The organism is Candidatus Chlorobium masyuteum, from assembly GCF_011601315.1.
Taxonomy (GTDB): Bacteria; Bacteroidota; Chlorobiia; order Chlorobiales; family Chlorobiaceae; genus Chlorobium; species Chlorobium masyuteum.
In genome coordinates, this window is the sequence record NZ_JAAORA010000006.1 from 71,488 (window position 1) to 90,030 (window position 18,543).

The following is an 18,543-nucleotide window of genomic DNA, read 5'->3' on the forward strand; positions in this document are numbered from 1 at the left end:
CCTGAACATGAGTGCATTCAAGGGCAGTGTACTGGTAGCGGGAGCTACCGGAAGAACCGGGGAGTGGGTAGTGAAGCGCCTTCAGGCTCACGGCATTGCGTTTCGGCTCTTTGTACGATCTGGCGAAAAAGCAATAAGGCTTTTCGGGCCTGAAATCATTGACCGGTTGACTATCGGTTCTGTAGAGCATCCCGAAGAGATCAGGGCTGCGGTGCAAAACGCACAGGCCGTCATCTCTGCAATCGGAGGAAATGTAACTGACCCGGCTGCACCCCCGCCCTCGGCAATCGACCGTGACGGCATCATCAACCTTGCAACCATAGCCAAAGAGGAGGATGTAAGGCACTTTATTCTTGTCAGCTCGCTCAGTGTTACCAAGCCTGATCACCCCCTGAACAAGTATGGCCGGGTACTCTCCATGAAGCTCGAAGCTGAAAACGAGGTCCGCAGACTCTACTCCGAACCCGGCTTTACCTACACCATTCTCAGGCCCGGAGGGCTGCTTGACGGAGCACCTCTTCAGCACAATCTGCTGTTTGATACCGGCGACAACATCACCACCGGAGTTATCCAGAGAAGCGATGTTGCAGAGGTTGCCGTCCTCTCTCTCTTCACCCCTGAAGCCCATAATCTGACCTTTGAACTCATCGAGAAAGAGGAAGTTTCGCTGGCCTCACTCGCACCATTCTTCAAGCAGATTCACTCCTGACCTCATCCTGAGAGCAGGAGATCCATAATTCCGGAGCTCTACCAAAGAGCAACAGCCATCCGGTTATCACACACCTATAACCACCAGACACAAAAAATTTACAAAACCTTATTAAGAACGACTAAGCAGATTAAACACAGAAACAATCAACCAACTCATTATGATAACACTTGCATATATTACACCTTATAATCGTTTTTTATCAGCGACTCGTGTTAATACGCAGTAAATGTTATAACCACACTCAGCACCAATCTTATACAAGGCTCACAATCGCACATAATTCAACTATCAAACACGAATAAAGAATAAATAATAATGATTAAAAATATCAACATTATCATTTTAATGCCAATAAACAAGCCAATTAAAACAACCAGTAACCACACAGCACAATAATTAAAATATTTTTATGTAAAAGCATATATATTATTTCATTTTAATGCTTTAATAGGCAAAGAATCATAAGACTTATGAAGTGTGAGACAGTTCGTTTTTTATCTCTTAAACACAATAACAAAAAATAATTGTACAGGTTTATTATAAAATCATGTTCAACGTGTGATCTTCACGGAACACTTTTCAGCGGCCAGTCTTTTATGTGGAATAATATTGATGCTGGCTATGATTATTACGCATCAATCATTGATTCATCAGCTGTATTCATAAGGAAGTTATCATCACATGAATTTGAGGTTTATTCTGATTCTTCAATGATATACGGCATATCAGTTCCTTCATTTATTACGAGCTACCTCTCGATTGATATTGATATTAACAAGGTTTTTCATGACCGTTTCCAGAAGAGCTATCCGGAGCTCTGGAAACTGCTCTCGGGATATTTTTCGCTGCGGGTTTTGCGACAGGATTTTTTTGAGACCATGATCACCTTCATGTGCGCCCAGGGAATCGGCATGCATCTGATCAGAAAACAGGTGACCATGCTTTGCCAGATGTATGGCGAAAAGAGAGCCCTCCTGTTCGGAGAGAAATTGATCAATCTTTACAGCTTCCCCACTCCCCTCTCACTTGCCGAAGCTGATATTTCCATACTGAGTCGATGCACCAACAACAACCGCATCAGGGCAGCAAACATCGCTCGTGCAGCAAGAGCTTTTAGTGAGGGGGTAATTGATCACGAGATGCTCCGTAATCCGCAGCTCCCACTGCCGGAACTGCGCCGCGTCCTCTGCCTCAACCCGGGCATCGGTTACAAAATCGCTGACTGCATCGCACTCTTCGGTCTTGGGCGTTTTGACGCATTCCCCATCGACACCCATGTCAAACAGTACCTTGCCCACTGGTTCAGGAGCCCTGAAGCGCTTAAACCCCTTACGCCCGCTCGCTATCTTGAGCTTGACCGTGAAGCCCGTACGATCTTCAACCCGGAGTTTGCCGGATATGCCGGGCATCTGCTTTTTCACTGCTGGCGGAGGGAGATCAAGAAACTCCGAACGTTTTAACCGTCCTGACGCTTGTTTCTACTGTTCAGTGGATCTCTTTGTTTAAAACAGCAGCGCAACTCGCAACTATCATGACCATCGAAAAAACAGTACTGATTGCCGGTGCATCCGGATATCTTGGACGATATGCCGTGTGTGAGTTCAAAAAAAGGGGCTACAGGGTCCGGGCACTGGTACGGAACACTGAGAAGATCAAAACCGCAGGCCCTCATGGCGAACCGGCAATCTACGATCTGGTGGATGAGATTGTGATTGGTGATGTGACTGATCCGGCAACTATTGAAGGCGTATGCAACGGTGTTGATATCGTCTTTTCCGCTCTCGGCCTTACTGCGCCCGACCCGAAACTCACCAGCTATGATGTTGATCACCTCGGCAACGGCCGCATTCTTGAGCAGGCTGTCCGCCAGAAGGTGTCAAGGTTTATTTATGTTTCGGTTTTCAACCAGGATAAAATGCCTGACATTCCGACTATAAAGGCTCATGAACAGTTTGCTGCCGATCTGAAGGCTTCAGGCCTCTCCTGGGCGGTCATGCGTCCGAACGGTTATTTTTCCGATATGGGCAGATTCTTTTCGATGGCCCGAGGTGGCCACCTCTTCATGGTGGGTGAGGGTGATAAAAAAATCAACCCGATCCACGGCGCTGACCTTGCTGTGGTGTGTGCCGATGCAGCAGAGGGAGAGAGTCGCGAAATTCCGGTTGGCGGCCCCGACATCTATACCTTCAGGGAGGTGATGGAGATGGCGTTTTTTGCCTGCGGAAAATCCCCATGGATAACCTCACTGCCGATGTGGCTGGCTGAAGGCTCGCTCATGGTGGCAGGGCTCTTCAACCGTAATCTGGCCGATCTGCTCTCCTTTGCGGTTGAAGCACTCAAATTCGATCATGTGGCACCTTCTTACGGCTCACGTCATCTCAAGGATTTTTTTGCGGAGCTGGCCTCTTCATCCAAACATGACTGAAGAGGAAAGAGAGAGTGCTGAACAGTGGAGAATCGGAAAAAAGTGGACCGTGTGGACGAAGAAATGGTGGACAGAAGTGGACTTGAGTGGACAGGATGAAGAGATTTTGAATTTTGGATTATGGATTGCCTGTAGGGGCGATCCTGCGAGTTCGTCCTCTTTTGTCATACCGATCTGCAGGGATCTGAATTCTGGAAAAGAGAGATCTCTCACTGCGTTCGAGATGACAAGATGAAAAGAGATGTGAAGAGTACTGTTCTCTTCGTCCTTGCAGTCACTGAACTCCTTTTGGTCGTTTTTTTAAAAAATGGGCCTCCGTTTCAGCAGCGCACTCCCGACTTTGCCGGGGCTTTTCTCTCCCCTTTTTTTTTAGTAGCAACCCGCTTTTTTCTCAATAGCTAATTCAATACCTTAAGGAACGAAAGGATATAGCGAAAAGTGCGTTGTTTCCCCTTTCTGATCAATGAAATTCAAGAGCGAACAAAACCCCGTACATGTTGAAAATTTTTGAAAAGATCTTCGGCTCAAAGCACGACAAGGATATCAAAAAAATCCAGCCCGTTATCACCCGTATCAATGAACTCTATACCTCCCTGAACCCGCTGAATGACGATCAGCTCAAAGAGAAGGGCCGGGAGCTGAAAAAGAGGGTGCGCGGGGTTCTTGAGCCGATCGAGCTTGAGAAAAAAAATCTCTTTCTGCAGCTTGACAATGGCGACATAACCCTTGAAGAGGCTGATGCAATCAATGACAAGCTTGACGCGCTTGATGAAGCGTATGAAAAAGCAACCGCGACCGTGCTTGATGAGGTGCTGCCGGAAACCTTTGCGCTGGTCAAAGAGACATGCAGGCGACTGAAAGGCCATGTCTATTCGGTTGTCGGACGCGAGTTCACCTGGGATATGGTGCCTTACGATGTGCAGCTGATCGGCGGAATGGTGCTCCATTCCGGTAAAATCTCCGAAATGGCTACCGGTGAAGGCAAAACCCTCGTCTCCACGCTTCCGGTCTTTCTCAATGCCCTTACCGGCCGTGGTGTCCATGTTGTTACGGTCAATGACTACCTTGCCCAGAGGGACAAGGAGTGGATGAATCCGGTTTTTGAATTTCACGGCATCACGGTAGGCGTTATTCTCAACACCATGTTCCCGGAACAGCGCAGGGAGCAGTACCACTGTGACATCACCTACGGCACGAACAACGAATTCGGTTTTGACTATTTGCGCGACAACATGGCTGGAACCCCGGACGAGATGGTGCAGCGGAAGTTCTACTTTGCCATTGTTGATGAGGTGGACAGCGTACTGATTGATGAGGCCAGAACACCGCTCATCATATCCGGTCCGGTTCCCAATGCCGACAACAGCAAGTTCCAGGAGATCAAGCCCTGGATTGAGCTTTTGGTTCGTGCCCAGCAGCAACTGGTTGGATCATACCTCTCGGAAGCCGAAAAGGTATTGAAAACAAAACCCGGAGACAGTGATGCTGGTCTTGCCCTCCTGCGGGTAAAACGCGGACAGCCTAAAAACTCCCGATTCATCAAAATGCTCTCCCAGCAGGGCGTAGCCAAGCTGGTGCAGGGTACCGAAAACGAATATCTCAAGGACAATGCAAGCCGGATGCAGGAGGTTGACGACGAGCTCTATTTCGCTGTTGACGAAAAGGCCGGTACGATTGATCTGACCGACAAGGGACGGGAATTTCTGAGCAAACTGAGCCATCAGGACAGCGATATCTTTATGTTACCCGATGTCGGCACCGAGGTTGCAGCGGTTGAATCCGATGCAGCGGTCAGCACCGCAGAGAAGGTGCATAAAAAGGATGCCATCTACCGCCTCTACGCCGACCGTTCCGAACGGCTGCATAATATCAGCCAGCTTCTGAAAGCCTACTCGCTCTTTGAACGCGACGATGAATATGTGGTACAGAACGGTCAGGTGATGATTGTTGATGAGTTCACCGGTCGTATCCTGGCCGGCCGCCGGTACAGCGACGGACTGCACCAGGCAATTGAAGCCAAGGAGAATGTGAAGATTGAAGGTGAAACACAGACCATGGCGACCGTCACCATCCAGAACTTTTTCCGCCTCTACAAGAAGCTTGCCGGTATGACCGGTACGGCTGAGACCGAAGCCTCTGAGTTTTACGAAATCTACAAGCTCGATGTTGTTGTTATTCCGACCAACACCGCCATTGTCCGGAAGGATTCGGACGATCTGGTCTATAAAACCCGGCGTGAAAAGTACAACGCCGTGGTGCTGAAGGTTGAGGAGCTGCAAAAAAAGGGGCAGCCGGTACTGGTGGGGACCACGAGTGTGGAGGTGTCGGAGACCATCTCACGCATGCTTCGTGCAAAAAAAATCCCCCACAATGTCCTGAACGCCAAACAAAATGACCGCGAAGCCGATATTGTCGCCGAAGCCGGGCAGAGAGGTGCGGTAACCATTGCCACCAACATGGCCGGACGTGGTACCGATATCAAGCTCGGAACGGGCGTAAAGGAGCTTGGCGGGCTCTTCATTCTCGGTTCCGAACGCCATGAGTCACGACGCATTGACCGTCAGCTCCGTGGTCGTGCCGGTAGGCAGGGAGATCCGGGCGAATCGGTCTTTTTTGTCTCCCTTGAGGATGAATTGATGCGTCTCTTCGGTTCCGACCGGGTTATTTCGGTGATGGATCGCCTCGGCCACGAGGAGGGTGATGTAATTGAACACTCCATGATCACCAAATCGATTGAACGGGCCCAGAAGAAGGTTGAGGAGCAGAACTTTGCCATCCGCAAACGGTTGCTTGAGTATGATGATGTTCTCAACCAGCAGCGCGAGGTGATCTACTCCCGCCGCAGAAACGGCCTTGTCAAGGAGCGCCTGACCAGTGACATCCTCGACCTCCTGAAGGATTACTGCGAAACGGTCATCAAAAATCATCACCGCCATTTTGATGTTGCTGCGCTTGAAGAGGAGGTGATGCGCGAGCTCTCCATCGAGTTCAAGCCTGAACGTGACGAGTTTGAACGTGACGGCATTGAGATAACAGCCGGAAAGCTCTACGACGCAGCCCTGGCCTTCTACCGCCGCAAGGAGGAGGCGATGGCGGAGGAGATCATGCAGCAGATCGAGAAGTATGCCGTTCTCTCCGTTATCGACCAGAAGTGGCGAGAGCACCTGCGCGAGATCGACTCGCTGCGCGAGGGCATCAATCTGCGCGCCTACGGCCAGAAAGACCCGCTGCTCGAGTACAAGCAGGAGGCTTACAAGCTCTTTATCGAGATGCTTCGTGAGATCGAACTTGAAACCCTCTCGCTTGCCTTCAAGCTCTTCCCCATCAATCCGGATGAGGCGAGAGAAATTGAAGAGCGCCAGCGGCAGGCCGCCGGAAATCTTGACCGGCTTGTGGCACAGCATGATGAGGCCCAGAGCGTCTACACTGCATCATACGAGATTGAGCCGGGTACCGGTGTTGCAGGTGAAGAACCTCACGAAAGTATTCAGCAGCCGGTTGTAGTCGATAAAAAACCGGGCAGAAATGATCTCTGCCCCTGCGGAAGCGGAAAGAAATATAAAAACTGTCACGGCCAGCAGCCCTGACCCCCAGATAACGTTTACCGGTAACCATGAAACACACTGAACTGGACGTCACCCTTGCTCTTGCTGAAGAACATGGACTCAATGCTGAAGAGTACGGCAAAATATGCACCATTCTCGGAAGAACCCCTACCTTTACCGAACTGGGAATCTTCTCGGTCATGTGGTCGGAACACTGCAGCTATAAAAACTCCATAGCGGTTCTTAAAACCCTTCCAAGGGAGGGCGGTGCACTGCTTACGAGCGCCGGCGAGGAGAATGCCGGTCTGGTCGATATCGGCGACAACCTTGCCGTTGCCTTTAAAATCGAGTCACACAACCACCCCTCCGCCGTGGAGCCCTACCAGGGTGCCGCTACCGGTGTCGGGGGGATTCACCGCGATATTTTCACCATGGGAGCCCGGCCAGTCGCCTCGCTCAACTCGCTCCGGTTCGGCTCGCCCAAAGACCCGCATGTCCGCTATCTGGTAGACGGCGTGGTGCGCGGTATCGGTGATTACGGCAACTCGTTCGGTGTGCCGACGGTCGGCGGAGAGATCTATTTTGAAGAGGGATACACCGGCAATCCACTGGTCAATGCCATGTCGGTCGGTATTGTCGAGCACCACAAAACAGTCAGTGCAACCGCTCTCGGAGAGGGCAATCCTGTGCTGATTGTCGGCTCATCAACCGGACGGGATGGCATCCACGGCGCAACCTTTGCATCGGAAGATCTGAGTGAGGCATCGGAAGACAAGCGTCCGAGCGTTCAGGTCGGCGATCCTTTTGCTGAAAAGCTGCTGCTTGAAGCCACCCTTGAAGCCATTGCCACCGGCTATGTAGTCGGCCTGCAGGATATGGGTGCGGCGGGCATCACCAGCTCCACTTCCGAGATGAGCGCACGGGGCATTGAAAAGACCGGTTCCGGCGGCATCGAGATCGATCTGGACCTTGTACCGATCCGTGAGGCCGGAATGAGCGCCTACGAGATCATGCTCTCCGAGTCTCAGGAGCGGATGCTGATTGTGGCCGAAAAAGGGTTTGAAGAGAAGATTATCGAGGTCTACCGCAAATGGGATGTTCTGGCGATTGTAATCGGCCGCGTCACCAGTGACAACCTGCTTCGTGTCAGCCAGCATGGCAAGGTGGTAGCGGAAATTCCGGCTGAATCGCTCGTTCTGGGAGGCGGAGCACCGGTCTATATCCGTGAGGCAGTTGAAAAGAGGCCCGACACCGCGGCGGCAAAGCTTCAGGATGACAAAAATTTAGACTTCCGCGCGCTTACCCTTGAACTGCTTTCGCGCCCCAATATCGCAAGCAAACAGTGGGTCTACCATCAGTATGACTCCATGGTGCAGACCAATACCGTTACCCCGGTCGGCCATACCGATGCGGCAGTTATCCGCATCAAAGGCACAAAGAAGGCACTGGCAATGAAAACAGACTGCAACGCCCGTTACGTCTACCTCAACCCCGCAAGAGGAGGCCGGATAGCTGTTGCCGAATGCGCCAGAAACATTGCCTGTTCGGGTGCCAAACCGCTGGCCATCACCAACTGCCTGAACTTCGGAAACCCCTACAAACCCGAAGTTTACTTCCAGTTCAAGACATCGGTTGAGGGGATGGGCGAAGCATGCCGGGTATTCAACACTCCGGTTACCGGCGGCAATGTGAGCTTCTATAACGAATCATCCATCGGCGGTGTGCGCACAGCCATCTACCCGACTCCGACCATCGGCATGATCGGTCTGCTTGATGATATCGACAACCTTGTCGGCTCCACCTTCACCCATCCGGGAGATGCCATCCTGCTGCTTGGAGAGCCTGATCTCACGCTTGAGGGTTCAGAGTACCTGGTCATGCACTACGGAACTCCCGGTGAGGATGCTCCCCCGGTTGATCTTCAGCATGAAAAAAACGTGCAGGAGCTGCTTGTAGCGCTTGCTGCCGGAAAACTGGTGCACTCCGCACACGACATCTCCGACGGCGGTCTGTTTGTTGCCCTTGCTGAAAAAGCGATCATGAATGAAGAGGCGCCGCTCGGATTCAGCGTAAATATTGAAGCGGCTGAAACGAGTCCGGTACGGATTCAGAGGGCACTCTTTTCCGAGGCACAGGGTCGGGTTCTTTTAAGTATCGCGCCCGAGAAGGCCAAAGAGGTGATCAGTGAGGCGGTAAAACATCAGGTGCCTGTGCGCGTTATCGGAAAGGTAGTGCCCGGAACAGCAACCATCGCAGTGAACGGCCAGGAGATCCTGCACTTCACCACCGCTGAACTTGCCGGAGCCTACTACCATTCGCTGGAGCATGCGCTGCACCTCGACGAACTTTAATGGCAACTGACAATCAAGAGAGCTGACCTTTAAACAAGAAAAGGAGACCTGTTATGCTGCCAGTTCTGACTGCTCTTGAGATGCAAAAAGCCGACAGGAAGGCAATCGAAGAGCTCCATATCGGCGAAACCCGTCTTATGGAGCTGGCCGGTCGGGAATGTCTCCGCATGATCTCCGAAACCCTCCACAGAGACTCCCTTGCCGGGACATCCTTTCTGGTGGTGGCCGGCAAAGGCAACAACGGCGGTGACGGTTTTGTACTTGCCCGCCATCTGCTCAACCTTGACGCTTCGGTCGATCTCGTCCTGCTCTACCCGGAATCCCTGCTCAACGGCGTCAACCGGGAAGGTCTTGCCATTCTCAAAGCCTACGAAACCTTCGACACTCCCCTGCGCATCTTTCACAGCCTTGAGGAGGCCCTTCCGTTTGCCGCAGAGGGGTCCTACGACGCCCTTGTTGACGCCATTACCGGAACCGGACTGCGCCTTGAGGCCGGGTCAATGGAGCTTGCTGCTCCCCTCTCCTCCGGCATAGAGCTTCTCAACGCACTCCGCATAGAGAGCGGGGCTCCTGTTATAGCCGTTGATATTCCTTCCGGGCTTGACGCAACAACAGGCAGAGCGGCAACGCCGGTTGTCGTGGCAGATGCGACCGTTACCATGGCATTTCTGAAAACAGGCTTTTTCCTGAACGAGGGGCCGAAGTGCTCGGGAGAGCTCCATGTTGCGGAGATCTCCATCCCCGGCTTTCTTGCTGAACACGCCTGCGCACGGCTTACGGACAAGGAGTTCGCCGCCGAACAGTTCATACTCAGAGAGCCCTCAAGTGCCAAACACACCAATGGCCGGGTGCTGATCATTGCCGGTTCACAGAGTACGGAGAGCTCCATGCTCGGCGCGGCAATTCTGGCCGCCAGGGGTGCGCTTAAAACCGGAGCGGGATATGTCGCGGTCAGCATGCCGATTGCACTTGCCGGGGCCATGCACACTGCTCTGCCGGAAGTTGTGGTTATCGGAAGGGATATGGACTCGATTACCAAAAAAGCCCGCTGGGCGGATACGATACTCATCGGTTGCGGCCTGGGACGCGATAAAAGCGCCGTTGATTTGGTTGCAACACTTCTGGAAACTGAGGATATCACCAATAAAAAGCTGATTCTTGACGCAGACGCACTCTATGCTCTCTCGGTAATCGGCACAGCGTGTCTCCTGAACCTCTCCGGTGAGGTGCTGCTGACACCGCACTACGGCGAAATCAGCCGTCTCTGTGGAATTTCCACAGAAGAGATTGCCCGCAATCCCATTGAGACCGCAAAAGCCGTTGCAGGAGAGAGAGAGGTGAACCTGCTCCTGAAGGGTATACCTACGGTGATTGCCGGACCGGATGGTGCGGTAATGCTCAACACCAGCGGAACTGAAGCCCTTGCCTCCGCCGGAACAGGCGATCTCCTTGCAGGCATGATTGCCGCCCTGGCGGCCAAAGGGGCCTCTCTCTTTGATGCCGCCGGTGCCGGAGCATGGTTCCACGGCCGGGCCGGAGACCTTGCCGGAGATATCTCCAGCCTGGTCTCGTCGGGTATGGTCGCTGATGCGATTCAGCTTGCTATAGGAGAAATTTTTGAAGTGGAGAGTGAAGAGTAAAACCTGAACGTTACGCTTCAGGGGTACGGAGGAATTTTTTGATGTTGCGGGCTGCCTGACGGATACGCTCTTCGTTCTCAATCATCGCCACACGCACATACTCATCGCCATAGGCACCGAACCCGATGCCGGGGCTCACGGCAACCTTGGCCTCCATCAGCAGCTTTTTGCTGAATTCAAGACTTCCAAGGTGACGGAATGGCTCGGGAATATGAGCCCAGACAAACATGCTCGCACGCGGAGAGACAACCGGCCAGCCTGCATTTTCAAAACTCTTGACCATAACATCACGCCGCTTGCGGTAGACTTCAGTGATTTCATGCACGCAGCTCTGGTCTCCGGTGAGGGCGATGGTTGATGCTACCTGTATAGGGGTAAAGGTGCCATAGTCGAGCCAGCTCTTGATTTTTTCAAGCGCACCGATCAGTTTTGCATTGCCGACCATAAAGCCGACGCGCCACCCTGCCATGTTGTAGGTTTTCGACAGGGTGTAGCTTTCAACCGCTACATCCTTGGCTCCCGGAACCTGAAGAATCGAAGGGGTGACATAGCCGTCATAGGTGAGTTCGGCATAGGCAATGTCGCTGATGATGTAGAAACGCTCCTGGCGGGCAATATCGACCAGCTTTTCATAGAACGGAAGTTCTACGGTTGCGGTTGTCGGGTTGTTCGGAAAATTAACCACAAGAAATTTCGGCTTCGGAGAAGATTCACGCAGCGCTTTTTCGATGTTTCTGAAAAAGCCGGCCTCATCAAGCGTCAAATCGTCGTTCAATTCAAGTTTCAACCGGTGCACGTTGCCGCCGGCAAGAATAAATGCCTGGGAGTGGATCGGATAACAGGGATCAGGCACCATAGCCAGATCACCCGGATTGGTGATTGCCTGGACAAGGTGGACATACCCCTCCTTGGAACCCATCGTGGCAACAACTTCCCGATCGAGATCGAGATCAACATTGTACTTCTGCTTGTACCAGGTTCCTACCGCTCCGCGGAGCTTGTAGATCCCTTTTGAAACCGAATAGCCGTGTGTCCGTGGTTTATTGATGCTCTCGACCAGCTTGTCCACAATATGCTGCGGAGTGGGGCCGTCAGGATTACCCATGGAAAAATCGATAACATCCTCACCCGCGCGCCGTTCTGCCATCTTCAGCTCATTGACCGCAGCAAAAACATATTTCGGAAGTCGTTTGATCTTGTCAAACTCTATTTCGTCGAACATAGGCTTGTCAGAAAATAATTCATGATACAAAAAGGAAATATCACTGTTATCATAAGCAAAAAGAGTATCATATCAATGCGCTCTGAATATTTTTCACCCTTCACCGGCCTCTCCGGTCGCCAAGCAGCGGTACTGATAAAAAAATGCTGCATTAAGATGATTTCGGGATTTTTTTTGTCCTCTTTTTTGTACTATAGAAGATATACCGGAAACTGTTATACTTCTGGTTCTTTTTTAACAATTGTTACTCGTGCTTTACCGATAATCCGTTTACCGTAGTTCTTTTGCACATAGTGAAAAGTGATGGCTGCATGGAATAAAACCTGCATAAAAATTTGACATTATTGTATTTTTATGTAACATACCATGTTTGTGCCATTTAGCTCCCCGCTCCACGAAAAGCAACATATACCACGTGTCAAAAATCAACATGACAGAAACGGACGCGCTCAAGCATCAGCTTGAGGAGTCCACCGGGAACGACTACAACTGCTGCTACCAGTGCGGAAAATGTACGGCTGGATGTCCGGCTGGCGGAGTTATGGATAATCCCCCTGCAAGGATCATGCGTCTGGTGCAGGCAGGCTACGTTGAGGATGCTCTGAGAAGCGATGCGCTCTGGTACTGTCTCGGGTGCATGACCTGTACATCCCGATGTCCGCAGAATCTTGATATCGCCGCCACAATGGACTCACTCAGGGCGCTCGCTCTTGAGAAGAACATAGTCTCAGAGGAGCGATCAAAAAAACTGGTTACCGCATTTCATGTCTCATTCCTGAAAAACGTACGCAAACACGGCCGTCTTCAGGAGCTTTCACTGGTTAACAGCTACAAACTCCGCACAAGAACCTTCCTGCAGGATGCCGTACCGGGTGTCAAGATGATCACCCAGGGAAAGATCAATCCAATGCATACGCTCACCGGAAAAGGGGGAATCAAGGGAAAGGATCAGATAGAGAAAATCTTCCTTGCTTCCGAAGAGGAGTCCCATACGCCTGCACCGAAACGACGCCCGAAAAAGAAGGAGTTTGTTGAGAATGCTCCCCTCTCGGTCAAACCCGGCATGACTATCGGCTACTACCCCGGCTGTTCTCTTGACGGTACCGCACAGGAGTACGGCATTTCGGTCAAAAAAATGTGCTCACTGCTCGGTCTTAACCTCAGGGAGATCGAGGACTGGAACTGCTGCGGAGCAACATCGGCACATGCCACCAATCACAAACTCTCCCTGCTTCTGCCTGCCCGGAACCAGGTACTCGCCGAGGCCCAGGGGCTTGATATTGTACTTGCTCCCTGTGCTGCCTGCCAGAACCGGCAGGTCACCACTCGCAAAGCCCTGATGGAATCAGAGGAGCTGCGCCGGGAGGTACGCTCCATTACCGGCATTGAACCGGCCTGCACCACGCAGTTCATCGGCGTCACCCAGCTGCTTGAAGCCATGGATCCGGAAGAGATTAAAAAACGGGTCAAAAAACCGCTTACCGGCCTCAATCTTGCCTGTTATTACGGCTGCCTTCTGGTTCGTCCGATGGAGGATATGGGTTTTGACGATCCTGAAAATCCGGATAAAATGGAGGCAATTGTTTCGGCTCTTGGTGCCTCACCGGTTGATTGGGCATTCAAGATCGAGTGCTGCGGAGCCGGCCTTACGCTTGCCCAGCAGGATCTGGTTGAGGATCTCACGCATAAAATCGCCAGAAATGCAGCGGCAAACGGAGCTGAAGCATTTGTTGTTGCCTGTCCCCTCTGTCAGGCCAACCTTGATATGCGTCAGGAGAGCATGATCAAGCGATTCGGTGACGTGAAGCCGATGCCTGTTTACTATATTTCGGAGCTGGTAGCTATCGCCTGCGGTGCAGCACCTTCCGAAGTTGCCGTCGGCAAACATTTTGTGCCTGCTCTTGAGCTTGTATCGAAATTCTGAACGGATAACAGCAAGTTAACCGCTCTCCTGCCCGATCTTCTTCATGACCGGGCAGGAGGGCCGATAGTGACGATTACGTTTTCGGGAAATGTCCGGGTACCTGCAGAAACAAACTGATATCATTACCTTTGCGAGCCTTATCTGCTCAGTGCACAGTCAATACATATCAGACGACGGAATCACCGGAAAGACAGAGACGATCATCCCCGATCCACAAGAACTGCGATGGCTTGCGGGGAATTTTCATGCCTTGTTGAAAATGATGAAACCGGAGTGAGCTGCTGTCACCCGCTTCATTGCAGTACCGTGCCGTTATGCGGCTTCATTCTAAACGATTGAACCATGTCGAAAATAGGTGTATTCATTTGTCACTGCGGTGAAAATATCGCGGCGAAGGTTGATTGTACAAGACTTGCCTCAACTCTGGGAGATCATCCGGGCGTAGCCTCTTCCATCGAATACAAGTATTTCTGCTCCGACCCCGGTCAGGAGAGCGTCAAAAAAGCCATACGCGACAACAATCTTACCGGTGTCGTCGTAGCTGCCTGTTCACCGAGAATGCATGAGGCAACCTTCCGCAAGGCCTGCGCTGAGGCGGGTTTGAACCCTTACATGTGTGAGATCGCCAACATCCGCGAACAGTGTTCATGGGTGCATAATGACGGTGAAAAAGCTACCGACAAAGCAATCGACATTGTGCGTTCAATGGTTGAGAAGGTAAAGCGCAACAATACCCTGCAGCCCATCGAGGTTCCGGTAACACGCCGTGCACTGGTTATCGGCGGCGGTATTGCCGGCATCCAGGCGGCTCTTGATATTGCCAATGCCGGCCAGGAGGTTGTGCTTGTCGAACGCGAGCCCTCTCTCGGCGGCCATATGGCCCAGCTTTCGGAAACATTCCCGACCCTTGACTGCTCGCAGTGCATCATGACCCCGAGAATGGTTGAAGCGGCCCAGCATCCCAAGATCCGCCTGCTTACCTACGCTGAAATCGAGAGTGTTGACGGCTATATCGGCAACTTCCAGGTGAAGGTTCGTCTTAAGGCCCGCTATGTCAACAAGAGCACCTGTACAGGGTGCGGAGAGTGTATAACCAAGTGTCCATCCAAAAAAATTGCAAGCGAGTTCGACTGCGGAATCGGCCGAAGAACAGCAATCTACACCCCTTTTGCCCAGGCCGTACCCAATATTCCGGTTATCGACAAGAATAACTGCACCTACTTTAAAAACGGCAAGTGCAAAATCTGTGTCAAGAGCTGCCCGCTCGACTGTATCGACTTCGAGATGCAGGATGAGTTTGAGGATCTGGAGATCGGCGCCATTGTGGTTGCAACCGGATTTCAGGTTCAGAATAATGCGATGTACGGCGAATACGGGTTCGGCAAGTATCAGGATGTCATTACCGGACTCCAGTTTGAGCGCCTGGCCTCCGCCAGCGGCCCGACAGCCGGAAAAATCCAGCGCCCTTCAGATGGAAAAGAGCCGGAGACGGTGGTCTTTATCCAGTGTGCCGGATCACGCGACCCCTCCAAAGGGGTAAAGTACTGCTCCAAGATCTGCTGCATGTATACCGCCAAACATGCCATGCTCTACGCTCACAAGGTTCATGGCGGCAAGAGCCGGATCTTCTATATGGATATCCGCGCTGCGGGCAAGGGGTATGACGAGTTTACCCGACGGGCGATTGAGGAGGACGAGGCCGGCTATCTGCGCGGCCGCGTCAGCAAGGTGTGGCTTGAGAACGGCAAGCTGATGGTGCGGGGTGTTGATACGCTGCTCGGCAAACCGGTTGAAATTGCCGCTGATATGGTAGTTCTTGCTACAGCGATGATTGCCCAGCCTGATGCCAAGGAGTTTGCCAAGACCATCGGTATCGGCTATGATGAGTATGGATTCTTTAATGAAGCGCACCTCAAGCTTCGTCCGGTTGAGTCGTCGACCGCCGGCATCTACCTTGCCGGAGCATGCCAGTCTCCGAAAGACATTCCTGACTCGGTTGCACAGGCATCGGCATCGGCAGCCAAAGTTCTTGCGCTCTTCAGCAAGGAGAAACTTGAGCGCGAACCGGTTATTGCCGTGAACAACGAGTCGACCTGCGCGGGGTGCTGGGGATGTGTGCTTGCCTGTCCCTACGATGCAATCGAGAAAAAGGATATCAAGGACCGCTCGGGCAAGGTTATCAAACGGGTTGCATCGGTCAATCCCGGCCTCTGTCAGGGATGCGGAACCTGCGTCACCTTCTGCCGCTCGAACAGCATCGATCTGGCAGGCTTTACCGAAAAACAGATCTTTGCTGAAGTAATGGGTCTCTGAAAAGAGGCACGCTTTTTTCGTGAATGAACAGAAATTTGCTACAGGAGTAAGCTGATGAGTGAACCATTTGAACCGAAAATTACAGCTTTTGTCTGCACCTACTGTACCTATGCCGGAGCTGATCTGGCGGGAACCAGCAGGCTGAAGTATGCACCCAATGTGCGCATTATCCGGCTTCCCTGCACCGGAAGGATAAGTCCGATGTTTATTCTCAAGGCCCTGCAAAAAGGGGCCGACGGCATTCTCATAAGCGGCTGCCACCCCGGTGACTGTCACTTCACCCACGGCAACTATCACGCCCGGCGCCGCTGGATGGTTTTTCGCGCCCTGCTCTCCTTTACCGGTATTCCCGAGGAGAGGATCAAGTACTCATGGATCAGTGCTGCCGAGGGTCTCAAGTTTGCCGATCTCATCAACAATATCACTGAAGATATCCGTAAACTCGGTCCGTTTGATCAGTACCACAAATTGATCGAAGAGACCCAGGCCCAGGCTTCACTCTAATAATCAACATTACGCAATGAGTATCGAGCAACAATACAGAACGAGGGCAAAAGAGCTTCTTTCAGCCGGTGAAGTAAAAATGGTTATCGGTTATGGTGCGGGCACTACCGCTGAGCGCCGTCGTCCCCTTTTTATCACCTCTCCTGATGAGACCGAACGGCTTGTGCTGGACAGTGCCTGCATCGCCAACCTCTCCGGTTATCTGGTTACCGAAGGGCTCCTGAGCGATGAGAAGCGTGTCGCTGTTTTTCTCCGCCCCGAAGGTATCCGCGCCCTGAATGTGCTGGCTGCCGAGGCCCAGCTTGATCCGCTGCAGGTCGTCATTATCGGATTTGACCTTCCAAAGGGGGAGCTGAAGGCGCTCCAGGGCAGTTCGGTTGATGATTTTACCGCTCTTCTCGGTGCACTGAAGGAGAGCACTCCTGATGTTGACGGCAGGGAGCTGCTGGAAAAGATTGAAAAGATGAGCCCCGAGGAGCGGTTTGCCTTCTGGCAGGAGGAGTTTTCAAAGTGCATCAAGTGCTATGCCTGTCGCCAGGCATGTCCGATGTGCTACTGCCGCCGCTGTATTGTGGACAGCAATCAGCCGCAGTGGGTTAACACCTCATCCCATACACTCGGAAATTTCGAATGGAATATCGTCCGGGCATTTCACCTCTCCGGCCGTTGCGTAGAGTGCGGCAACTGTGACAGGGCCTGCCCGGTCAACATTCCGCTCCGCCTCATCAACCGGAAGATGGCCCAGGAGGTGCTGGACTCTTTCAACCATTTCGCCGGTACCAGCAAAACCCAGGAGCCGGTGCTTGCAAGTTTCAAAAAGGACGATTCCGAGACATTCATTCTCTAAGTAACCAACGCGTATGACTAAAATCCTTTTTACCGATAAACTGGACAGTTGTGTCGAACGATGGCGCTCGGCAGGCATGACGGTGATCGGTCCTGTTCAGAGAGCCAACAGTTCGGTCTACGGCGCGGTTAAATCCGCTTCGGAGCTTGATCTCAATCTGGTTCTCACCGACCGTTCAATCAAGGAGCTCTTCTTTCCGCAGAGCGAACCGATGTTGCGTTACGCCATTACCAAAGCGGAGATCAACACCGATGAGTTCCTCCCCCCTTCCGGCCCCCGTATCATCTTCGGCGCACGGGCGTGTGATGCTTCAGGACTCGCTATCGACGATCCGCTGTTCGGATGGGATTACAAGGACGAGTACTGGTTTCAGCGGCGCAATGAGTCGGTGATTGTGACCATCGCCTGTACCAAAGCCGACGAGTTCTGCATGTGCACCTCCCTGAAGCTTTCGCCGGACAGCACCAAAGGTTCCGATATCCTGTTGCGTCCCCTTGAGAACAATAAAGGGTGGCAGGTTGAGGAGCTGACAGATCGCGGACGCGAAGCGTTCAAGAGCGTTGCCGATCTCTTGCAGGAGGGTTCCGATCCCGCTGCTGCTACCGTCACGGTACCGGAAAAGTTCAACGCCGATGCCTGTGCCGAGTGGCTGAAAAACCCTGAAAACTTCGAGAGCCGGTTCTGGAAGGAGATTTCGGCCCGTTGTATCGGCTGCGGCTCCTGTACCTACCTCTGTCCGACCTGTCACTGTTTTGACATCCAGGACGAAGGGGGCAGTTTTGAAGGTATCAGACGCAAAAACTGGGACAGCTGCTCCTTTGCACTCTTTACCATGCATACATCGGGTCATAACCCCCGCTCAACACAGTCTGCCCGCTGGCGCCAGCGCATCATGCACAAGTTCAACTATTTTCCCGGGAAGTTCAGTGCAAACAGCTGCAGCGGATGCGGCCGATGCACCAGAGAGTGCCCGGTTGACATGGGAATAACAGAAACTTTACAAGAGATCTCAAAATTATCGCAGTGACAGAAAACAACCACAACGCGGCACAGAACATCT

12 protein-coding genes are annotated in these 18,543 nt (G+C 52.3%); 11 read left to right on the forward strand and 1 reads right to left on the reverse strand.

What is annotated here, in order from left to right:
* Positions 1-7: 7 nt before the first annotated feature.
* The 6 genes from G9409_RS10150 to G9409_RS10175 all read left to right on the forward strand — a co-directional run bounded on the left by G9409_RS10150 (position 8) and on the right by G9409_RS10175 (position 10,673).
* Entirely contained in the window at positions 8-709 is a 702-nt protein-coding gene (locus G9409_RS10150; protein ID WP_166808649.1) for an SDR family oxidoreductase, read from the forward strand.
* Between the two features lie 527 nt (positions 710-1,236).
* On the forward strand, positions 1,237-2,172 hold the full coding sequence (locus G9409_RS10155; RefSeq protein WP_208019711.1) for a DNA glycosylase: 936 nt from the start codon (positions 1,237-1,239) through the stop codon (positions 2,170-2,172).
* A gap of 71 nt (positions 2,173-2,243) precedes the next feature.
* A complete protein-coding gene (locus G9409_RS10160) occupies positions 2,244-3,137 on the forward strand; it encodes an SDR family oxidoreductase (RefSeq protein ID WP_166808650.1) in 894 nt (297 codons plus the stop codon).
* A gap of 494 nt (positions 3,138-3,631) precedes the next feature.
* Positions 3,632-6,724 (forward strand): preprotein translocase subunit SecA, encoded by a 3,093-nt coding sequence (gene secA, locus G9409_RS10165; protein WP_166808651.1) that lies wholly within the window; start codon positions 3,632-3,634, stop codon positions 6,722-6,724.
* Between the two features lie 26 nt (positions 6,725-6,750).
* A complete protein-coding gene (gene purL / locus G9409_RS10170; protein ID WP_166808652.1) occupies positions 6,751-9,033 on the forward strand; it encodes a phosphoribosylformylglycinamidine synthase subunit PurL in 2,283 nt (760 codons plus the stop codon).
* Positions 9,034-9,086: 53 nt separating this feature from the next.
* Entirely contained in the window at positions 9,087-10,673 is a 1,587-nt protein-coding gene (locus tag G9409_RS10175; protein ID WP_166808653.1) for an NAD(P)H-hydrate dehydratase, read from the forward strand.
* Positions 10,674-10,683: 10 nt separating this feature from the next.
* On the opposite strand, the gene G9409_RS10180 is transcribed toward G9409_RS10175, so the two are convergent.
* On the reverse strand, positions 10,684-11,895 hold the full coding sequence (locus G9409_RS10180; RefSeq protein ID WP_166808654.1) for an LL-diaminopimelate aminotransferase: 1,212 nt from the start codon (positions 11,893-11,895) through the stop codon (positions 10,684-10,686).
* A 430-nt stretch (positions 11,896-12,325) separates the two neighbouring features.
* Between G9409_RS10180 and G9409_RS10185 the strand changes: the two genes are divergently transcribed.
* The 5 genes from G9409_RS10185 (at position 12,326) to G9409_RS10205 (ending at position 18,510) form a co-directional block, all read left to right on the forward strand.
* Positions 12,326-13,819, forward strand: coding sequence for a heterodisulfide reductase-related iron-sulfur binding cluster (locus tag G9409_RS10185; protein WP_166808655.1), 1,494 nt, complete (start codon positions 12,326-12,328; stop codon positions 13,817-13,819).
* A gap of 342 nt (positions 13,820-14,161) precedes the next feature.
* Entirely contained in the window at positions 14,162-16,132 is a 1,971-nt protein-coding gene (locus tag G9409_RS10190; RefSeq protein WP_166808656.1) for a CoB--CoM heterodisulfide reductase iron-sulfur subunit A family protein, read from the forward strand.
* A 54-nt stretch (positions 16,133-16,186) separates the two neighbouring features.
* The gene (locus G9409_RS10195) at positions 16,187-16,636 is read left to right on the forward strand and encodes a hydrogenase iron-sulfur subunit (RefSeq protein ID WP_006366815.1); all 450 of its coding nucleotides are present in this window, start codon (positions 16,187-16,189) and stop codon (positions 16,634-16,636) included.
* Between the two features lie 16 nt (positions 16,637-16,652).
* Complete coding sequence (locus tag G9409_RS10200; protein WP_166808657.1) at positions 16,653-17,483, forward strand: 4Fe-4S dicluster domain-containing protein; 831 nt, start codon at positions 16,653-16,655, stop codon at positions 17,481-17,483.
* Between the two features lie 13 nt (positions 17,484-17,496).
* Positions 17,497-18,510, forward strand: coding sequence for a 4Fe-4S dicluster domain-containing protein (locus tag G9409_RS10205; protein WP_166808658.1), 1,014 nt, complete (start codon positions 17,497-17,499; stop codon positions 18,508-18,510).
* Positions 18,511-18,543 lie beyond the last annotated feature (33 nt).